The organism is Actinoplanes octamycinicus (genome assembly GCF_014205225.1).
Taxonomy (GTDB): domain Bacteria; phylum Actinomycetota; class Actinomycetes; order Mycobacteriales; family Micromonosporaceae; genus Actinoplanes; species Actinoplanes octamycinicus.
In genome coordinates, this window is record NZ_JACHNB010000001.1 from 5,650,814 (window position 1) to 5,666,580 (window position 15,767).

Sequence of the window (15,767 nt, forward strand, 5' to 3'; positions counted from 1 at the left end):
CAAACCCGGTATGCGACCTTGCCGCACCCGACGTCAGCCCCCACCTGGACCTCGCCTCGCACTCGCGTGATCGGCAGGACGGACCCTGGGCGTCCAGTGCTTGTAGGACATCGCCGGGCGTTCCACGAAGTGCCAGGACGGGATGGCCAGGGCGAGGGTGCCGACGGTCGCGACCGCGATGTACGGCAGCAGACCCCACTTCGGGACGCCGACCAGGGCGAGCAGCTGCTGGACCGGGAAGGCGTAGATGTAGAAGCCGTAGGAGTAGTCGCGGCGGACACCGATCCGCTGGAACGGCCGGGGCAGCCGGACCGCGAGCCACAGCACCAGGTAGGCGAAGGCCGGGTAGCCGAAGACGTCGAAGCCGCCGAACTGCAGCGTGTTGACCAGGACCAGGACGGCCAGCAGGGCGCCGGCGTCGTTCAGCACGATCCGCCGGCGGTAGAGCTCGACCAGGGCGCCGAGCAGGAACACGTAGGTCAGATAGATCAACGAGTACGAGTCGAGGCCGCCGATGCCGAGGAACGGACCGTGCTCGCCCTGCGGGCCGGGGATCCGCTCGGCGGTCAGGAAATCCCGGACGATCACCGCGAACAGGGCGGTGGTCAGCAGGATCACCAGCCAGCGGGCCCGGCGGAAGACACCCGCCACGGCCAGCGCGGCGACCATGAAGTAGCAGAGCACCTCGTACATCAGGCTCCACAGGGAACCGTCGAAGACCGAGTTGCCGGTGAGCCGCCCGTACGGCGTGTCGATCAGCAGGCCGGAGATGCCGTACTGCCGGACGGCGACGGCGGCGTTGTTCAGCACGTAGCCGAACGGGCCGCCCGGCTCGCTGAAGACGCCGGCCAGGCTGCCCCGCTCGATCAGCGCGATCACCGGGGCGAAGACGAACGCCGTGACGATCAGGCACACCCACAGGCCGGGCAGGATCCGCAGGCCGCGGTGCCACAGGTAGCGGGGGAGCGGGACCCGGGTGGCGCTGCGGGTGATCAGGAAGCCGGAGATGGTGAAGAAGCCCAGGATGCCGATCTCGCCGAGCGCGGTCTGCCCGTGGGTGATCCCGCCACCCGGATCCTCCTCGCCGAAACCCAGCGGCAGCGAGTGCGAGACGAGGACGGCGAAGGCGAACAACAGGCGAAGGAAACCGAAACTGTTGTCCGGAGTGGAGAAGGCCGAGTCGACGGTTCGCCGGGACCAGATCCGAGCCAGCATCTCCGTAGTGAACCACGCGCCGAGAACGTATTTCCAGCAGGTCGGGAGAATGACAGAAATGCGCGGCTAATGTCGCTTTTCGCCGGTCCGGCCGCGCTTTCTTCGGTCCCCGGTGGAGACTAGGGTAACCGTATGATTGGAATTGAGCGGTGAGGTCGTTCCTCGCAGTTTCCGGGGCGGCCCCGCGGGCCGACATTCTGGCGCATCTGTCCGGCGATCCGGTCATCTCCCGCACGGCCACCGGGTGGGTCGCCACCGACGAGCCGGTGAGTGGCGCCTTCACCGTTCCGATCGGCAAGGCCGCCCGCACCCGCGGCGGTGACGTCTCCACCGAGGCGCTCGGCGTGCTGCTGCGCGAGGGGGCCAAGGTGGACGGCTCGCTGCTGGCCGCGCTGGTCCCGCCGTTCGCGGCCGCGCACTGCGACGGCTCGACGGTGGTCGCGGCCACCGACTGGCTCGGGTTCCAGCAGCTCTTCTGGTGGCAGGGCGACGGCGTCGCCGCGGTCGCCACCAGCGCGCTCGCCCTGGCCGCGCTGGCCGGCGCCGACCCGGACCGGCAAGCCCTCTCGGTGCAGAGCCTGGTCGGCTGGCAGGTCGGCCTGCGCACGGTCTTCGCCGGCGTGCACAAGGTGCCGGCCGGCTGCCTGGCGATCCTCGAGGACGGGCGGGTCACCCTGCACCGCTACGTCGAGGAGTCGCTCGCCGTGGACGGCCCGGCGCCCGGCGTCGAGGAGGCCGCCGCCGAGCAGGCCGAGCTGATGATCGACTTCCACGAGGCCTACCTGCGTGACCACCCGGAGTCGGTGCTGCAGCTGACCGGCGGCCAGGACACCCGGGTGCTGCTCGCCGCGATCCGCCCGGCGGCGCGCCAGGGCCTCGCCGCGCTGACCCTGGACGTGCACGGCGGCACCGACTCCCGGTTCGCCAACCGGCTCGCCGCGATGACCGGCATGAAGCTGCACGTGCACTGGATGGACGACGGCCCGCGGGTCACCCCGGCCGAGGCGCACGACCTGGCCGTCCGGGCCGCCCGCGACCTGGACTGCATGGCCAGCCCGCTGGCGCTGGCCCCGCTGCTGCGCGCCGAGGCGCAGCTGGAGCAGGGGCACCGGCTCTCCGGGCTGGGCGGCGAGACCTGCCGCGGGTTCTACTACTTCGGGCAGCCCAGCGGCGCCACCACCGGGCCGCGGCTGATCGAGAAACTGGCCACCTGGCGGCTCTACGCCAACGAGGCGGTCCAGACCGAGGCGCTCGCGCCGGAGTTCGCCGCGTCCGCCCGGGCCGCCGCGCTGGAGCTGATCACCGAGTCGTTCGACGGCTACCCGGGCGACTGGCTGGCCGCCACCGACCACTTCTACCTCTACCAGCGGATGCAGCGCTGGTCCGGCGCGCACGGCTCGGTGGCCGCGGCCAACCGGCACTTCATCAACCCGATGTTCGACCGGCGGTTCATCCAGCTGGCCCACGCGGTCAAGCCGGAGGAGAAACGGGGCGGGCTGCTCACCGGCCGGCTGATCAGCCTGCTCGACCCGGAGCTGGCCGCCGTACCGCTGGATTCCGGTCTGATCCCGAACCGGCTCGGCCGGCCGGGCCTGGCCGCGCGGACCGCGGCCTACCGGGTGACCGCGCAGAAGGCGGCCCGCAAGATCCGGCAGAAACTCCGCGGTCAGGGTCGTCCCCAGCTCGGCGCCGCGGAGACCGCCGCCCTGGTGGTGGCGCACTGGCGGGCCGAGCCGGAGGTGGTCGCCCCGCTGCGCGCCACCGGCCTGGTCCGCGACGCCTGGCTGGACGACGTGCTCGCCGGTCGCGCCACGCCGGAGCCGGCCACCGTCGCCTTCCTGATCAACCTGCTGGTGATCGGCGGCGTCCGGTGAGATCGCGTCAGCTGACGTACCAGGACCCGGCGTCGATCCCGGCGTCGATGGCCGTGCCCTTCGTCGTGTCGATCACCGCGATCCTGATGTCGTAGCCGTCGATCGTGCTGACGTAAAGGCGGGTGCCGTCCGGGCTGAGCACCATCGAGGACGGGCGCGGCCCCACGACGATCGGCTGACCGATCCGCTCGCCGGAGGCGGCGTCGTGGATCGCCACGACGTTGGACGACTCGCACCCGACGTAGAGGCGCGTGCCGTCGGCGCTGATGGCCAGAGCCTGAGGGCGGGTGCCGCAGCCGGGGCTGAAGCTGCGGGCGACACCAGGTTGATCGGTGTTCCCCACGTCGATCCGGTCGGCGCCGTAGGCGGCCAGGTAGACATGCTTGCCGTCGCGGCTGATCACCAGGTCACGCGGGCCGGCGCCGACGGTGAAGGACGGATCCGGTGTGCTGGCGCCGAGGTCGAACCGGGCGCCGGCGGCGGGTGGGCCGCCGGCCAGGTAGAGGTACTTCCCGTCCGGGCTGGGCACGAACACCCGGACTGCCAGGGGCACGGTGAGCGTGCTGACCGGCGGGTTAACGAGATCCTTGCCGATCTCGGCCGACCAGAGTCTGCTGCCGCTGTCGTCGGAGACGAACAGGTGCTTGCCGTCCGGGGCCAGCGCGATGCTGCGGTTCCCGGTGCGGTCGCCAGGGGCCCCCGGTAGGTCGAATCCGGAGATGTCCTTCGGGTGCGCGCCGAGCTGGAAGATCGTCGCGACCCCGCTTTGCAGGTAGGAGACCGCGTACAGATGCTTGCCGTCGGCGCTGAGCACGGCGTCGCCCACTCCCGGCGTGACATCCATGGTGCCGCTGACCTTGCGCGTCCGGGTCTCGATCGACACCAGCTTCCCGAGCGGCGCCGGACCGGAGCCGGAAGCCTGACGGTTGATGGTGACGTAGAGCCACCGGCCGTCAGGACTGATGGCGAGTCCGGGTGCGGTGAGGTTGTAGGGCAGGGACCCGCCGCTGGAGGACGATCCGTTGCCGTCCTGCCGGGCGAGGTGCACGATCAGGAGCACCGTGGCAGCCACCAGGACGGCTGCGCCCGCGGCGACCAGCCCGAGCCGGCGCCACCAGGGGATCGGCGTCTCGGCGGGTGGTTCCGGCGTGTCCGGATCGGATCCTGCTGTGGCCGGCGGGTTCGGTGTGGGCCCGGTCCGGGCCAACGGTGGGGGCGGGGCGGGTTCGGCCGGCGCCACTGGCGGGCTCGGCCCGGTCTCGGCTGCCGGAGCGGGCTGCGGTTCGGCGGGCGCCGGGTTCAGCGCCTGCAACCACTCCGTGGCCGCCGCCGAGACCCGCCTGCTGTCATCCTGCGCGAGACGTTCGATCTCTTCCCGTACGCGACCCCGCACCGTCGAGTTCCCCACCCGGTACAGCCGCGCCAGCTGGTCGATCACCGCCAGCCGATCGGCGGCGATCGGGCTGTCGATCGCGTGCCGCAGGTAGTCGGGCAGCGTCCACCCGACGTTGCGCGCGATGACGATCCGCCCCTCGACGTCGTCCTGCTTCTTCGGGCGCTGCTGCGGCATCTCCGCCACCACCCGGTCGTGCACGTAGGAGTACAGCTCGTCGAGCGTGATGTCGCCGTCCCCGTCCAGGTCGGCGCTGCCGTCCCGGAGCCCCTCGACGAGGTAGCGGGTGAACACCGACCGTGCCGCCGCCCCGCTCGTCCGATCCCCCTCGAACGAGTACTGCGTGGCGTCCGAGGCGGTCAGCACCGTCCGCCCCCGCCCCTGGAACCGCTCCAGGGTGTGCACCCCCTCGTCCGCCTTGGCCAGCCGCCCGGCCGGGAACGCCCCGCTGTAGCAGCAGTCCAGGATCAGCACCTTGCGGCGCGACGCGCAACCCTCCAGGGCCCGATCGATCTGCTCCGCCGAGATCGCGCTGAACAGCAGCGAGTCCCGGCGGGTGTCGCTGGTCGCCAGGTAGAGCCGCCCCTCGTCGTCCTTGAGCCCGTGCCCGGTGAAGTAGAGCAGCGTCAGGTCGTCGCGGCGGCGGTCCCGGCACAGCTCGCCGATCGCCGCGCCGACCCGGTGATGCGGCTCGTTGATCAGGGTGGTCACCTCGAACCCGGCGATGGCCGGGTCGCGCAGCACCGCCCCGAGCGCCTCGGCGTCGTGCCCCGGAGCGGTCAGCCGGCGCAGTCCCTCGTCCGCGTAGTCGTACGCGGCGACCAGCAGCGCCAGCCGGCGGCCCATCAGTCCGCCCGCTCACCCGAATGCCGTCGCACGAACGCGTCGATCAGCGCTTTCTGCTCGGCGGCGGTGGCCCGTTCCAGCTCGATCGAGTCACCACCGACGGTCACCGTGATCCGGTGCCGGCCGGACTGCCGGTCCAGCCACGCCCCGAGCGTCCCGACCAGCGTGGTGAACACCCCGCCGGAGGCGCTCAGCGCGACCAGCAACGCCCCGACGGTGACCGGGTCGGCGCCCTTGGCCCCGGCCGGCACCGCGCCGTCCGGCATCGGGCGGACCGCGTCGACGTCGAGATCGTCCAGCTCGGACCGCAGGCGCCGGACGACCCGGTCCGCCTCGGACTCGTCGCTCTCGGGATCGGTCTGGACGACCAGCAGAACCCGCATGGCGCGAGAGTAGTCGCGCCGCGACGGGTGGTAGTACCTCCGCTCGGTCAGTCGGCGCGACCGTCCGGCTGCCCGGGGTCGGTGCCGGCCATCAGGTCGGCGAAAGCGGTGGCCGCGGCCGGGCTGGTGAACAGCCGGTCCAGCCGGGCCAGCGCCAGCCTCCGGCGGAACGGCTGGGACTCGTCGCCGGCCTCGTGCACCATCTCCGCGTACCACCGGGAGAACTCCTGGTAGTCCCAGGTGCGGCGCAGGCAGACCGCGGAGTACTCGCGCAGGCCGGTCTCGTCGCCCTGGTGCACGGCCGCGGTCAGCGCGCGGGCCAGCACGGACGCGTCGGTGAGCGCCAGGTTCATCCCCTTGGCGCCCATCGGCGTGATGATGTGCGCGGCGTCGCCGACCAGGAACAGCCGGCCGTGGTCCATCGGCTCAGCGACGAAGCTGCGCATGTCGACCACCTCCCGGCCGGTGATCGGCCCGGCAACCAGGTCCGGGTCGCCGAGCCGGAGCCGCAGCTGCGCCCAGGTGTGCTCGTCGGTCCACTGCCGCGGGTCCTCGCCCGGCTGGTACTGCAGGTAGAAGCGGCTGGCGTACGGCCCGCGCGCGAACTGGGCGGCGAACCCGTGCCGGCTGACGCCCATCAGTGGATACCGTGGCGGCGGGGCGTCGGCCAGCACCGAGAACCAGCCGATGCCGTGGTCGAAGCTGTAGGTCCGCAGCGCCTCGGCCGGGATGCTGCGCCGGCTCACCCCGTGGAAGCCGTCGCACCCCGCGAGATAGGCGGCGTGCACCTCGCCGCCCCGGTAGGTGACCCGCGGGCGCGGCCCGGTGAGGTCGTGCACGGCCACGTCGGCCGCGTCGAAGCGCAGGTCACCGCCGCCGTCCAGGAAGGCGGCGATCAGCCGGCGGACCAGCATCTGCTGCGGGACGAGCCGGCTGGGCCGGCCGCCGGCCAGCGCCGGAGTGTCCAGGAACCGCGGGACGCCGTCGGTCCGGATCTCCATCAGGGTCTCCACCGGGCCGTCGCCGACGATCCGGTCGGCCAGCCCGTACTCCTCGAAGATCCGCCCGGCGTGGTGGTCGATGATGCCGGCCCGCTGCCGGTTCTCGACGTAGGCGCGGTCCCGCGCCTCCAGGACGACGCAGTCGACGCCGGAACGCTGCAACAGATTGGCCAGGGTCAGGCCGGCCGGCCCGGCCCCGATGATCGCGACGGTGGTCTCGTCAGGCATCCGACCATTGTGGATCAACGCATTGACGGAAGGCCACCGCCGAATGGACGGTGGCCTTTCCGAGGAATTGCTTTACGCGAGGTCGCGCAGGACGCCGACGATGTGATTCTGATCCGCTTCGGTGATTTTGTGATGCAGCGGCAGGATCAGCGAATCCCGGGTGATCCGTTCGGTGACCGGCAGCGGCGCCGGAGTGACATCCGCGTAGGCCGGCTCCAGGTGCGCCGCCATGATGCCGCGCCGCGCCGAGACGCCGCGCTTCGCCAGCTCGGCGAGCAGCTCGTCCCGGCTGGTGCGGTAGTCCGGCGTGAGCAGCACCCAGAACGACTGGTAGTTCGTCGTGCCGTAGGCCGGGTCGCGGACCGGGACCACACCGTCGATGCCGGCGAGCAGCTCGTGGTACCGGGCCGCCAGCTCCCGGCGCTGCGCCACCAGCCCGGCCAGCCGGCCGAGCTGGACCAGGCCGACCGCCGCCTGGATGTCGGTCATCCGGTAGTTGTAAGCCGTCTCCAAGTACGCCTCGAGCACCGGCTGCGAGCTCTTGTGCCGGTCCGCCGCGGACACGTTCATGCCGTGCTCGCGCAGCCGCCGCAGCCGCACGGCCGCCTCGGCGTCGTCGACGGTGACCATGCCGCCCTCGCCGGTGGTGAGCACCTTGCGCGGGTGGAACGACCAGGCAGCGACCGCCGCGCCGGTGCCGGCGGGCGTACCGTAAGCGGTTGATCCGGCCGCGCAAGCGGCGTCCTCGACGAGCGCCAGTCCCCAGCCCTCGGCGGCCTTGCGGAGCCCGACCGTGTCGAACGGCACGCCGCCCTGGTGCACCGCGATGATCGCTGTCGTCCGCGGCGTGCGGACCGCGTCGATCGTCTCCACCGTCAGGTTGCCGGTGGCCAGGTCGACGTCGGCGAAGACCGGCGTCGCGCCGACATAGCGGACCGCGTTGGCGGTCGCGATGAACGACAGCGACGGGACGATCACCTCGTCACCCGGCTGCACGCCGTGCAGCACCAGGGCCAGGTGCAGCGCGGTCGTGCAGGAGCTGACCGCGACGCCGTGCCCGGCACCGACCGTGGCCGCGAACTCCTTCTCGAACTGCGCGACCCGCGGGCCCTGGGCGACCCAGCCGGAACGGACCGCGTCCGCTGCCGCCTGGGCCTCCTCCTCCCCGAGCATGGGGATCATCACCGGGATCACTTGGACGACCGCCACCAGTCGACGAGCTGCTCCAGACCCTCGTTGAGGCCGATCTCGGCGCGGAAGCCGATGGTCCGGGCGGTGTGCTCGGTCTCGGCGAGCCGGCGGGTGACGCCGTTGACCGCGCGCGCCGGGCCGTGCTCCGGCACCAGGTCCGACTTCATCACCGTGGACAGCGCGGCGGCCAGCTCCTTGAGGCTGGTCTCCTCGCCGGAGGCGATGTTGAACACCTCGTCGGTGACGTCCGCCTGCGCGGCCAGGATGTTGGCACGGGCGATGTCGGCCACGTGCACGAAGTCCATCGTCTGCAGGCCGTCGCCGAGGATCAGCGGGGGAGTGCCCGACTCGATCCGCTCCATCCAGCGGATCAGCACCTCGGTGTAGAGGCCGTAGATGTCCATCCGCGGGCCGTAGACGTTGAAGTAGCGCAGCGCCACGTAGTCCAGGTCCTTCATGGCCTTGAAGCTGCGCAGGGTGGCCTCGTTGAACGCCTTGGCCGCGCCGTAGAACGTGTCGTTGTTGTACGGGTGGTGCCGCTCGGTGGTCGGGAACTCCTCGGCCAGCCCGTAGACCGACGCCGACGAGGACGCGATGACCTTCTTGACGCCGGCCTCGGCCGCCGCCTCGATCACGTTGAACGTGCCGTCCACCAGCACCTCGTTGGCCAGCCGCGGCTCCTCGGCGCACTGCGTGATCCGGATCGCGGCCAGGTGGAACACCAGGTCCTTGCCGGCGGTCACCGACCGCACCAGCTCCACGTCGCGGATGTCGCCCTCGACCAGCGTGACCGGCCCGTTCTCCAGCGCCCAGGCCAGGTTCTCCCGCCGGCCGCGGACGAAGTTGTCCAGGACCACGATCTCCGCGGCCCCGCCCCGGACGAGTTCGTCGACCACGTGCGAACCGATCGTGCCCGCCCCGCCGGTGACCAGGGCGCGCGCGCCCTCGATCGATACTGCCGTCACGCCATGCGCCCTTCGTTGAGCTTGATCATCGTGCCGCCCTCGGCGAGGCTACGGGACGCCGCCTGGAGCAGCTCCAGCACCCGCAGCCCGGAGCGGCCGTCGGTGAGCGCGGGCGTCTTCGTGGTGATCGCCCGGGCGTATTCCTCGACCATGGTGCGCAGCGCCTCCCGCTCGGTCAGCGCCGGCGCCACCATGTCGCCGGACCGGTACGAGATCAGGATGTCCCGGCGCTGCTCGTCGCCGAGCTCGTCCGGCGACGCCACGTCGACGCCCCGGTCGTAGATGGCCAGCCGCTGGCTGGGGTTCAGGTCGTCCCAGACCAGGGTCCGCTTGGAACCGCCGAAGATCGCGGTGCGGATCTTCACCGGGGACAGCCAGTTGACGTGGATGTGCGCGATCGCGCCGTTGCTCAGCTGCAGCGTGAGATAGGCCACGCAGGCCCGGCCGGCGCCGATCCCGTCCGCGCCGTGCGCCGCGACCGCCACCGGGGTGAGCCCCGCCGGCAGCACGAAGTCCAGGATCGACAGGTCGTGCGGGGCCAGGTCCCACAGCACGTCGATGTCCCGCTGGACCAGGCCCAGGTTGATCCGGACCGAGTCGAGGAAGTGCAGCTCACCCAGCTCGCCGGCGTGCAGCAGCTCACGGATGCGCAGCACCGCGGGGGTGTAGCAGTAGGTGTGGTCGCACATCAGGGTCAGGCCGCGCTCGTCGGCCTCCTCGACCAGCTGCCGGCCCTCCTCGTAGGTGGCCGCGAGCGGTTTCTCGACCAGCACGTGCTTGCCGGCGCGCAGCGCGGCCAGCGCCACCTTCAGGTGGGTGCCGGCCGGGGTGGCGATCGCCACCGCCTGCACCTGTGGGTCGGCCAGGACCTCCTCGAGGTCGGCGGTGACCTGGACGGTGGAGTATCCACCGAGGACCCGGTGGGCCCGCTCGACGTCGAGGTCACAGAGCCAGTGCAGCCGGAACTGCGGGCTGGCCTGGAAGTTGCGGACGAGGTTGGGGCCCCAGTACCCGGCCCCGATGACGGCGATGCCGATCGGCTCGGACGCGTTCAACAGACTTCCGATCTTTGTCAGGTCAGCACGGACTCACAAACCCTTGGCAAGCTATCGATCCCCTTAGGAGGCGCGCTAGATCGCTGACGGATTTCCGGCGGGGGCGCAGCCGAAGCCGATCCGTTCGGCCGTTCGAGGTACGCCTGTCGGCCACCCCGCGGGCCGCCCAACGGTCACTTCGGAGGAAGTCGTCGTGTTGCTGACATCGCGCGAGCCCCGTTCCGTCTACCCTGGCCCGGATCTTGACTCTCCGGAAAGGGATCCGATGACCGACGTCACCGTCGCGCCCACCGCCGACCTCGACCCGCGCGCCGAGATCGGCGACGGCACCCGGATCTGGCACCTGGCCCAGATCCGCGAGGACGCCCGGCTCGGCCGCAACTGCACCATCGGCCGTGGCGCCTACGTCGGGCCCGGCGTGGTCATCGGCGACAACGTCAAGCTGCAGAACCATGCCCTGGTCTACGAGCCGGCCCGGCTCGGCGACGGCGTCTTCGTCGGACCGGCCGCGGTGCTCACCAACGACGAGTACCCGCGTGCGGTCACCCCGGACGGCCGGCTCAAGACCGGTGACGACTGGACCGCGGTCGGCGTGACGATCGGTGAGGGCGCGGCGATCGGGGCCCGCGCGGTCTGCGTCGCCCCGGTCACCGTGGGCCGGTGGGCGCTGGTCGCGGCCGGCGCCGTGGTGACCACGGACGTACCGGATTTCGCCCTGGTCGTCGGCGTGCCGGCGCGCCGGATCGGCTGGGTCGGGCGGGCCGGCCGGCCACTGACCGCGAAGGACGGCGGGGTCTGGGTGTGTCCGGAGACCGGCGCCGAGTACCACGAGGCCGAGGGCGTGCTGACCGAGGCGTGACGCGCGGTCCGCGTCCGCTTCAGATCACCCCGCTTCCGGTACGCCGACCGCCGTCCCCGTCGTCGCCAGCTCGCGCCGGCGGCCGTCGTCGCGCTTGCCTCCCGCGGCCGTCGGCGATGCCGGCGGGCTGATCTATTGCGGACGTAGCACCATCAGCGTTTCTGCGGGCGCCGCACGATCAGCGCTTGTGCGCGCGCAGCACCATCAGCGGGCCCTCCGCCGCCGCCACCATGGCGAACCCGAACCGGTCGGCCTCCAGGCAGAGCGGCACGTCGTCGGCATGCATCCCGGGGAAGCCGCTCCGCACCCCGTCCGCCAGATCGGCGGCCGCCTTGGACCCCGCGGCCCGCGCCAGGAACCCGTCCGGTGCCGGCTCGGTGCCGGCCGCCACCTCGGCGATGTACTGCGCGCAGGCCAGATCCTCCTCGGCCCGCCCCCGCCCGCCGGTCACCACGAAGGTCACCCGCCGGTCGCCGTGCGCCCGCAGCGCCGCCGCGGTCGCCCCGGCCACCACGAAACTCGCGCACAGCAGCAGCGACGCCCCCTTGGCCGCGTGCACGCCGACCGTCCCGTTGGTGGTCTTCTGCACCACCGTCCGCCCGGTCAGGTCCATCGACCGCAGCAGCCCCGGCGAGTTGACCAGGTCGAATCCGGGCGCCGGCGGGCCGTCCTTGAGCGTCACCCAGTCCGGATGGCCGGCCTTGAGGTCGAGCGCCTCGTCCAGCGAGGCGGCGAGCACCACCTTCTCCGCCCCGCGGTCGAAGGCCCAGGCGGTCACCGTGAAGGCGCGCATCACGTCGATCACCACGGCGACCGGCGGAACCTCGGTGATCTCGGCGATGCCGGCGAAACGAGCGTCCATCCTGACGATCATCGCCGATCCGGAATGCGGTCGTGCCGCCGAGGTCCGCTGGGTACCGTCTGCTCCCATGGGCACCCGTTTCCACGATCCGACGGCGGACCATTCGCTGTACGCCCTCGCGCACCAGCCGATCGACGTGGTCTGCCCGCGCTGCGCCGCGCACGCCCAGGTGGTCGCCGCCCCGTCCGGCCACGACCGGCGCCTGGTCTGCCCGGCCTGCAGCCACACCCGCACCTGGTCGTCGCGCACCGATTCGTCCCGCTGGAGCGGGCTCGTCGACCCGTTCTTCCGCCGGCCGTTGTGGCTCACCACCACCGTCCGCGGCCACGGCCTGTGGGCCTACAACCGCGCCCACCTGGACCTGCTGACCGAGTTCGTCGCCGCCTCCCTGCGCGAGCGCGGCCCTGGCGGCGGCTGCTCGATGTCCCTGATCGAGAAACTCCCGCCGTGGATGAAGTCGGCCCGCAACCGCCCCGACCTGCTGGCCGCCCTGACCCGGCTGCGCGCCCGCCTCGACGCTGATCCCTCCCGGTCACGGTGACGGAGGGTTCCGCCATGGGCATGTATTTCTACGTGGGCACCGCGCCCACGACGCCGGAGGAGTATCGATCTCTGTCGCGTGGCCCGGAGATCTGGGATCGCAGCTGGAACACCAGCTTCATGTTCTGCGCCCAGATCGCCGCCCTGGCGGAGATGCTCAAGCTCCCGAGCGGCGTCCACGACACCGGCATGGACGAGGTCTACATCGACCCGCCGGTGCTGCGCGCCTTCCTGGCCGCCACCTTCGACTACCTGTCCCGCAGCGGTTCCCTCCCGCTGCGCCGCATGCTCATCGGCGTCGTGCAGACCGCCCTGTTCCTGGACGCCCGAGCCACCGGCACCCCGTTCCCGATCCCGCCGGGCTTCGACGACATCGAACAGGACCTCGACGACATCTCCTGACTCCCGGCCCGCTCCCCACCGGACCGCCCCTTCCCGGTACGCCCGCCGCCCGTCCCTATCCGGCACGCCAGCCGCCCGCTTCTTTCCGGCACGCCCGCCGCCCGCTTCTTTCCGGCACGCCCGCCGTCCGCTTCTTTCCGGCACGCCAGCCGCCCGCGCGACTCACCGCGGCTGGAGGACCAGATAGGTCAGTTCGCGCAGCATCCCGGCGTGCAGGCGCAGCCCGGTGACCCGCTCGGCGAGGGCCAGCGCGCGCACCTCCGCGTCCTCGTCGAACTCCGCGTCCGGGTCGAACTCACCGTTGCCGCTCAAGTCGAAGCCCAGCTCAACCATGTCCGCCAGCAGTGCGTCCGGCTCGCGGCCCGTCCGCCACCCGGCCGACCCCGGGTCGAACGACACCCGGACCTCGCCGTCCGACACCCAGAGGAACGCCGGATCGTTGTGCTCCGACTCGTAGACCACCGCCACACTCGTGCCCCGGGACACCGGACCGTACGCCTCGGCGAAGGTCAGCCGGCCGCGGATCGCCTCGACGATCACCGCGCCGCCCGGCAGGTCGGCGACCGCGAGCCACGGGGAACCGGCGGGCAACTGCTCCAGCCCTCGCACCCGACCGGTCTCGGCGGCGCCGAGCCGCGAAGCGACCTCGCCGGCGGTCAGCCCGCGCACGAAGGTCAGGCAGTGGTCGAGCCCCAGTTCTTCCTCGCGCACGTCGCAGCGCCCAAGATCCATCGCCGCAGCGTAGCGACCGGGTCCGACAACTTTTCCGTGGACGCTTTAGACGTTTTGCCAGGTAGCTCCGTTTATCTGAGCAAAGGCGGTGAGCGAGGCAGCACCACCGCCGGAGCAAGAGTCACGGGGGAAACGTGGACATTTGGGGGCCGTTGATCAGCGCGCTGATCGGCCAGCTGATCAGCTTGGTAAGGGCCGGGCTGGGCGGCGAGGGTGGCAACCGCCATCCCGTCCGGGCCCGCCGGCAGCGTTCTTATCTGGAGGTCCGGGTCACCTGGCGGCGCGGCGGAGGCAGATCGGGCCGAACCTCATGGTGACGCTCGCGAGCACCGAGGCGCCGGGCGAGGACGGCGACCATCCAGCCAGCCGGACCGCCTCGAAAGGGACCACCGGTGACCGGGAGGGCAGCTTCGCGCTGTTCTTCCGGGAGGCCTATCCGCGGCTGGTCGGCCGGGCGGTCCTGCGCGGCCTGAGCCGGGACGACGCGGCCGACGCGGCGCAGGAGGCGTTCGTCGGCGTCTACAAGCAGTGGGCGATGTTGCATCCGCAGCCGCCCGACGCCCGGTTCCGCTATGCCGCGCGGGCCCTGGAGAACGCGGTCACCAACGTGCGCCGGTCCCGCGGCCGGGACACCGATCTGTCCAAGGAGCTGTGCCCGTTCGTGCGGTTCACCGAGGACGACTGCGCCGGCACCGACGCGCTGGATCTGGTGCGCCGGCTGCCGGAGCGGCAGCGCACCGTGGTCCTGCTGCTCGACGAGGGCTGGACGGCGAACGAGATCGCCACCCGGTTGCGGATCGGCGCCACCTCGGTGCGCACGCATCTGCAGCACGCCCGGAAGACGTTGCGAGAGAAACTCCGGAAGGAAGGCGACCGTGGATAGGCCGCTGTTGACGCCCGAGGAACGCGAGCTGCTGGCCGAGGCGGAGCGGCAGGCGACAGCCGGGCTGACCGTCGACGTCCCGGCCGCGCTCGCCGACCTGAAGCGACGAGCCCGAAGATCCAAGATCAAAAAGTCCGCTTTCGGTACGCCGTCAGCCTGCCGCCGAGCGCTCCCCCCACCACACCGGGCCGAGCGGGCCACCCGGAACCGGCTGCGTCCCGCGGTGCTCGGCTTCGCCGGCCTGGTCGTCGGTTCGCTGATGCTCGGCACCGCGGTGACCACGCAGGCCCTGGTGCGGACCCCCACCGACCAGCTCCCGCGGCCCGCGGTGGTGGACGTCCCGCACGGATCCACGGCGAGCGGCCTGCTCGGCGACGGCGGCCCAGCCCTGGTCCACCCCGCGAAGCGAACCGCCGGACCAGCCACCGCGTCCAGCCCGGTGTCCGGCGCACCCGGCGACAGCACCGCGCCCACCGGCAGCACCGCGTCCGGCAGCACCGCGTCCGGCAGCACCGCGTTCGGCAGCACCGCGGCCAACGGGAGCGCCGCGCCCGGCAGCACCGGGCCCAACGGCAGCACCACGCCCGGGAGCATCGCGTTCGGCGGCAGCACCGGGTTCGGCGGCGGCAGCGTGCCCGGGTCCGGATCGTCCGGCGCACCCGGCGGAAGCGCCGCGTCCGGGCCTGGATCGAGCGACGGCTCCGGCGGGCTCATCACGGTCGTGGGCCGCCCCGACCGCACGCCCGGTCACCGCCCGCCGGTGACCCCGGTCCGGCCGGCTCCCCACAACCCGGCCCCTGGACTCGGGGCCGGACCGACCCCGCCACCTCCGGCCCGCCCTACGTCGGCTCCCGAACCCACCGCCCCGCCGGCCGCGCTTCCCGGCACCCCGGCCGCCGACGAGTTCCGCCTGCTCTACCAGGCCACCAAGGTCACCGTCCCGCTGGTGCACTCGCAGTCCCGGCCGATCGACCTGGTGCAGCCGCACCTCAAGGTGGACGGCGAGGGCGGCGGCGACGTCCGGATCTCCGAGTCGACCGGTTCGCTCTACCTCTACACCGGCGACGACGTGCGGGCCGCCACCGTCCGCGGCGACACGGCGACCCCGGCCGAGTGCGCGGCCGCGTTCCAGGAGGCCCCGTCCCGGTCCACCGTCGAACTCAACGAGGAGGACACCTACTGCCTGATCACCCCGAGCGAGGAGATCCCCGGGCGCGCGCTGATCCGTCTCAACGTCCTGGAGCCCCCGCCCGGTGCGGAGAAGGTGACTCTCAAGATGGCCGCCTGGGACACCGAGCCGTCCTGAGACCCAGAAAGCGACCGTCAGGCGACGGCGAC

General features: G+C 72.2%; 15 protein-coding genes. 6 read left to right on the forward strand and 9 right to left on the reverse strand.

Annotated elements, in window-relative coordinates:
* Positions 1-33: 33 nt before the first annotated feature.
* Entirely contained in the window at positions 34-1,215 is a 1,182-nt protein-coding gene (locus BJY16_RS24740) for an acyltransferase family protein (protein ID WP_185041960.1), read from the reverse strand.
* A gap of 149 nt (positions 1,216-1,364) precedes the next feature.
* On the opposite strand from BJY16_RS24740, the gene BJY16_RS24745 reads away from it, so the two are divergent.
* Positions 1,365-3,089 (forward strand): class II glutamine amidotransferase domain-containing protein, encoded by a 1,725-nt coding sequence (locus BJY16_RS24745; RefSeq protein ID WP_185041961.1) that lies wholly within the window; start codon positions 1,365-1,367, stop codon positions 3,087-3,089.
* A 7-nt stretch (positions 3,090-3,096) separates the two neighbouring features.
* Here the strand turns inward: BJY16_RS24745 and BJY16_RS24750 are convergent, their stop codons facing one another.
* From BJY16_RS24750 to BJY16_RS24775, 6 genes are all read right to left on the reverse strand, one after another.
* Positions 3,097-5,328, reverse strand: a complete 2,232-nt coding sequence (locus BJY16_RS24750) for a caspase, EACC1-associated type (protein ID WP_185041962.1) — start codon at positions 5,326-5,328, stop codon at positions 3,097-3,099.
* Entirely contained in the window at positions 5,328-5,711 is a 384-nt protein-coding gene (locus tag BJY16_RS24755) for an effector-associated constant component EACC1 (protein WP_185041963.1), read from the reverse strand. The genes BJY16_RS24750 and BJY16_RS24755 overlap by 1 nt, the downstream gene beginning before the upstream one ends.
* 47 nt (positions 5,712-5,758) lie before the next feature.
* Positions 5,759-6,940: a 4-hydroxybenzoate 3-monooxygenase gene (locus tag BJY16_RS24760; protein WP_185041964.1), complete on the reverse strand. Its 1,182-nt coding sequence runs from the start codon at positions 6,938-6,940 to the stop codon at positions 5,759-5,761.
* 72 nt (positions 6,941-7,012) lie between these two features.
* Positions 7,013-8,149: a DegT/DnrJ/EryC1/StrS family aminotransferase gene (locus BJY16_RS24765; protein ID WP_311775329.1), complete on the reverse strand. Its 1,137-nt coding sequence runs from the start codon at positions 8,147-8,149 to the stop codon at positions 7,013-7,015.
* Positions 8,131-9,096 (reverse strand): NAD-dependent epimerase/dehydratase family protein, encoded by a 966-nt coding sequence (locus tag BJY16_RS24770; protein WP_203758915.1) that lies wholly within the window; start codon positions 9,094-9,096, stop codon positions 8,131-8,133. The genes BJY16_RS24765 and BJY16_RS24770 overlap by 19 nt, the downstream gene beginning before the upstream one ends.
* Positions 9,093-10,151: a Gfo/Idh/MocA family protein gene (locus BJY16_RS24775; protein WP_185041965.1), complete on the reverse strand. Its 1,059-nt coding sequence runs from the start codon at positions 10,149-10,151 to the stop codon at positions 9,093-9,095. Before BJY16_RS24775 ends, BJY16_RS24770 begins: the two co-directional genes overlap by 4 nt.
* A gap of 265 nt (positions 10,152-10,416) precedes the next feature.
* On the opposite strand from BJY16_RS24775, the gene BJY16_RS24780 reads away from it, so the two are divergent.
* A complete protein-coding gene (locus BJY16_RS24780; RefSeq protein ID WP_185041966.1) occupies positions 10,417-11,010 on the forward strand; it encodes an acyltransferase in 594 nt (197 codons plus the stop codon).
* 178 nt (positions 11,011-11,188) lie between these two features.
* Here BJY16_RS24780 and BJY16_RS24785 read toward each other — a convergent pair whose 3' ends face one another.
* Complete coding sequence (locus BJY16_RS24785) at positions 11,189-11,872, reverse strand: 2-phosphosulfolactate phosphatase (protein WP_185041967.1); 684 nt, start codon at positions 11,870-11,872, stop codon at positions 11,189-11,191.
* 67 nt (positions 11,873-11,939) lie between these two features.
* Between BJY16_RS24785 and BJY16_RS24790 the strand changes: the two genes are divergently transcribed.
* On the forward strand, positions 11,940-12,413 hold the full coding sequence (locus BJY16_RS24790; protein WP_185041968.1) for a TFIIB-type zinc ribbon-containing protein: 474 nt from the start codon (positions 11,940-11,942) through the stop codon (positions 12,411-12,413).
* Between the two features lie 14 nt (positions 12,414-12,427).
* The gene (locus tag BJY16_RS24795) at positions 12,428-12,814 is read left to right on the forward strand and encodes a DUF6086 family protein (RefSeq protein ID WP_185041969.1); all 387 of its coding nucleotides are present in this window, start codon (positions 12,428-12,430) and stop codon (positions 12,812-12,814) included.
* A 162-nt stretch (positions 12,815-12,976) separates the two neighbouring features.
* On the opposite strand, the gene BJY16_RS24800 is transcribed toward BJY16_RS24795, so the two are convergent.
* A complete protein-coding gene (locus BJY16_RS24800) occupies positions 12,977-13,546 on the reverse strand; it encodes a DUF6461 domain-containing protein (protein WP_185041970.1) in 570 nt (189 codons plus the stop codon).
* Positions 13,547-13,856: 310 nt separating this feature from the next.
* Between BJY16_RS24800 and BJY16_RS24805 the strand changes: the two genes are divergently transcribed.
* Entirely contained in the window at positions 13,857-14,429 is a 573-nt protein-coding gene (locus BJY16_RS24805; RefSeq protein ID WP_185041971.1) for an RNA polymerase sigma factor, read from the forward strand.
* Positions 14,422-15,735: a hypothetical protein gene (locus BJY16_RS24810; protein ID WP_185041972.1), complete on the forward strand. Its 1,314-nt coding sequence runs from the start codon at positions 14,422-14,424 to the stop codon at positions 15,733-15,735. Before BJY16_RS24805 ends, BJY16_RS24810 begins: the two co-directional genes overlap by 8 nt.
* Positions 15,736-15,767: the final 32 nt, after the last annotated feature.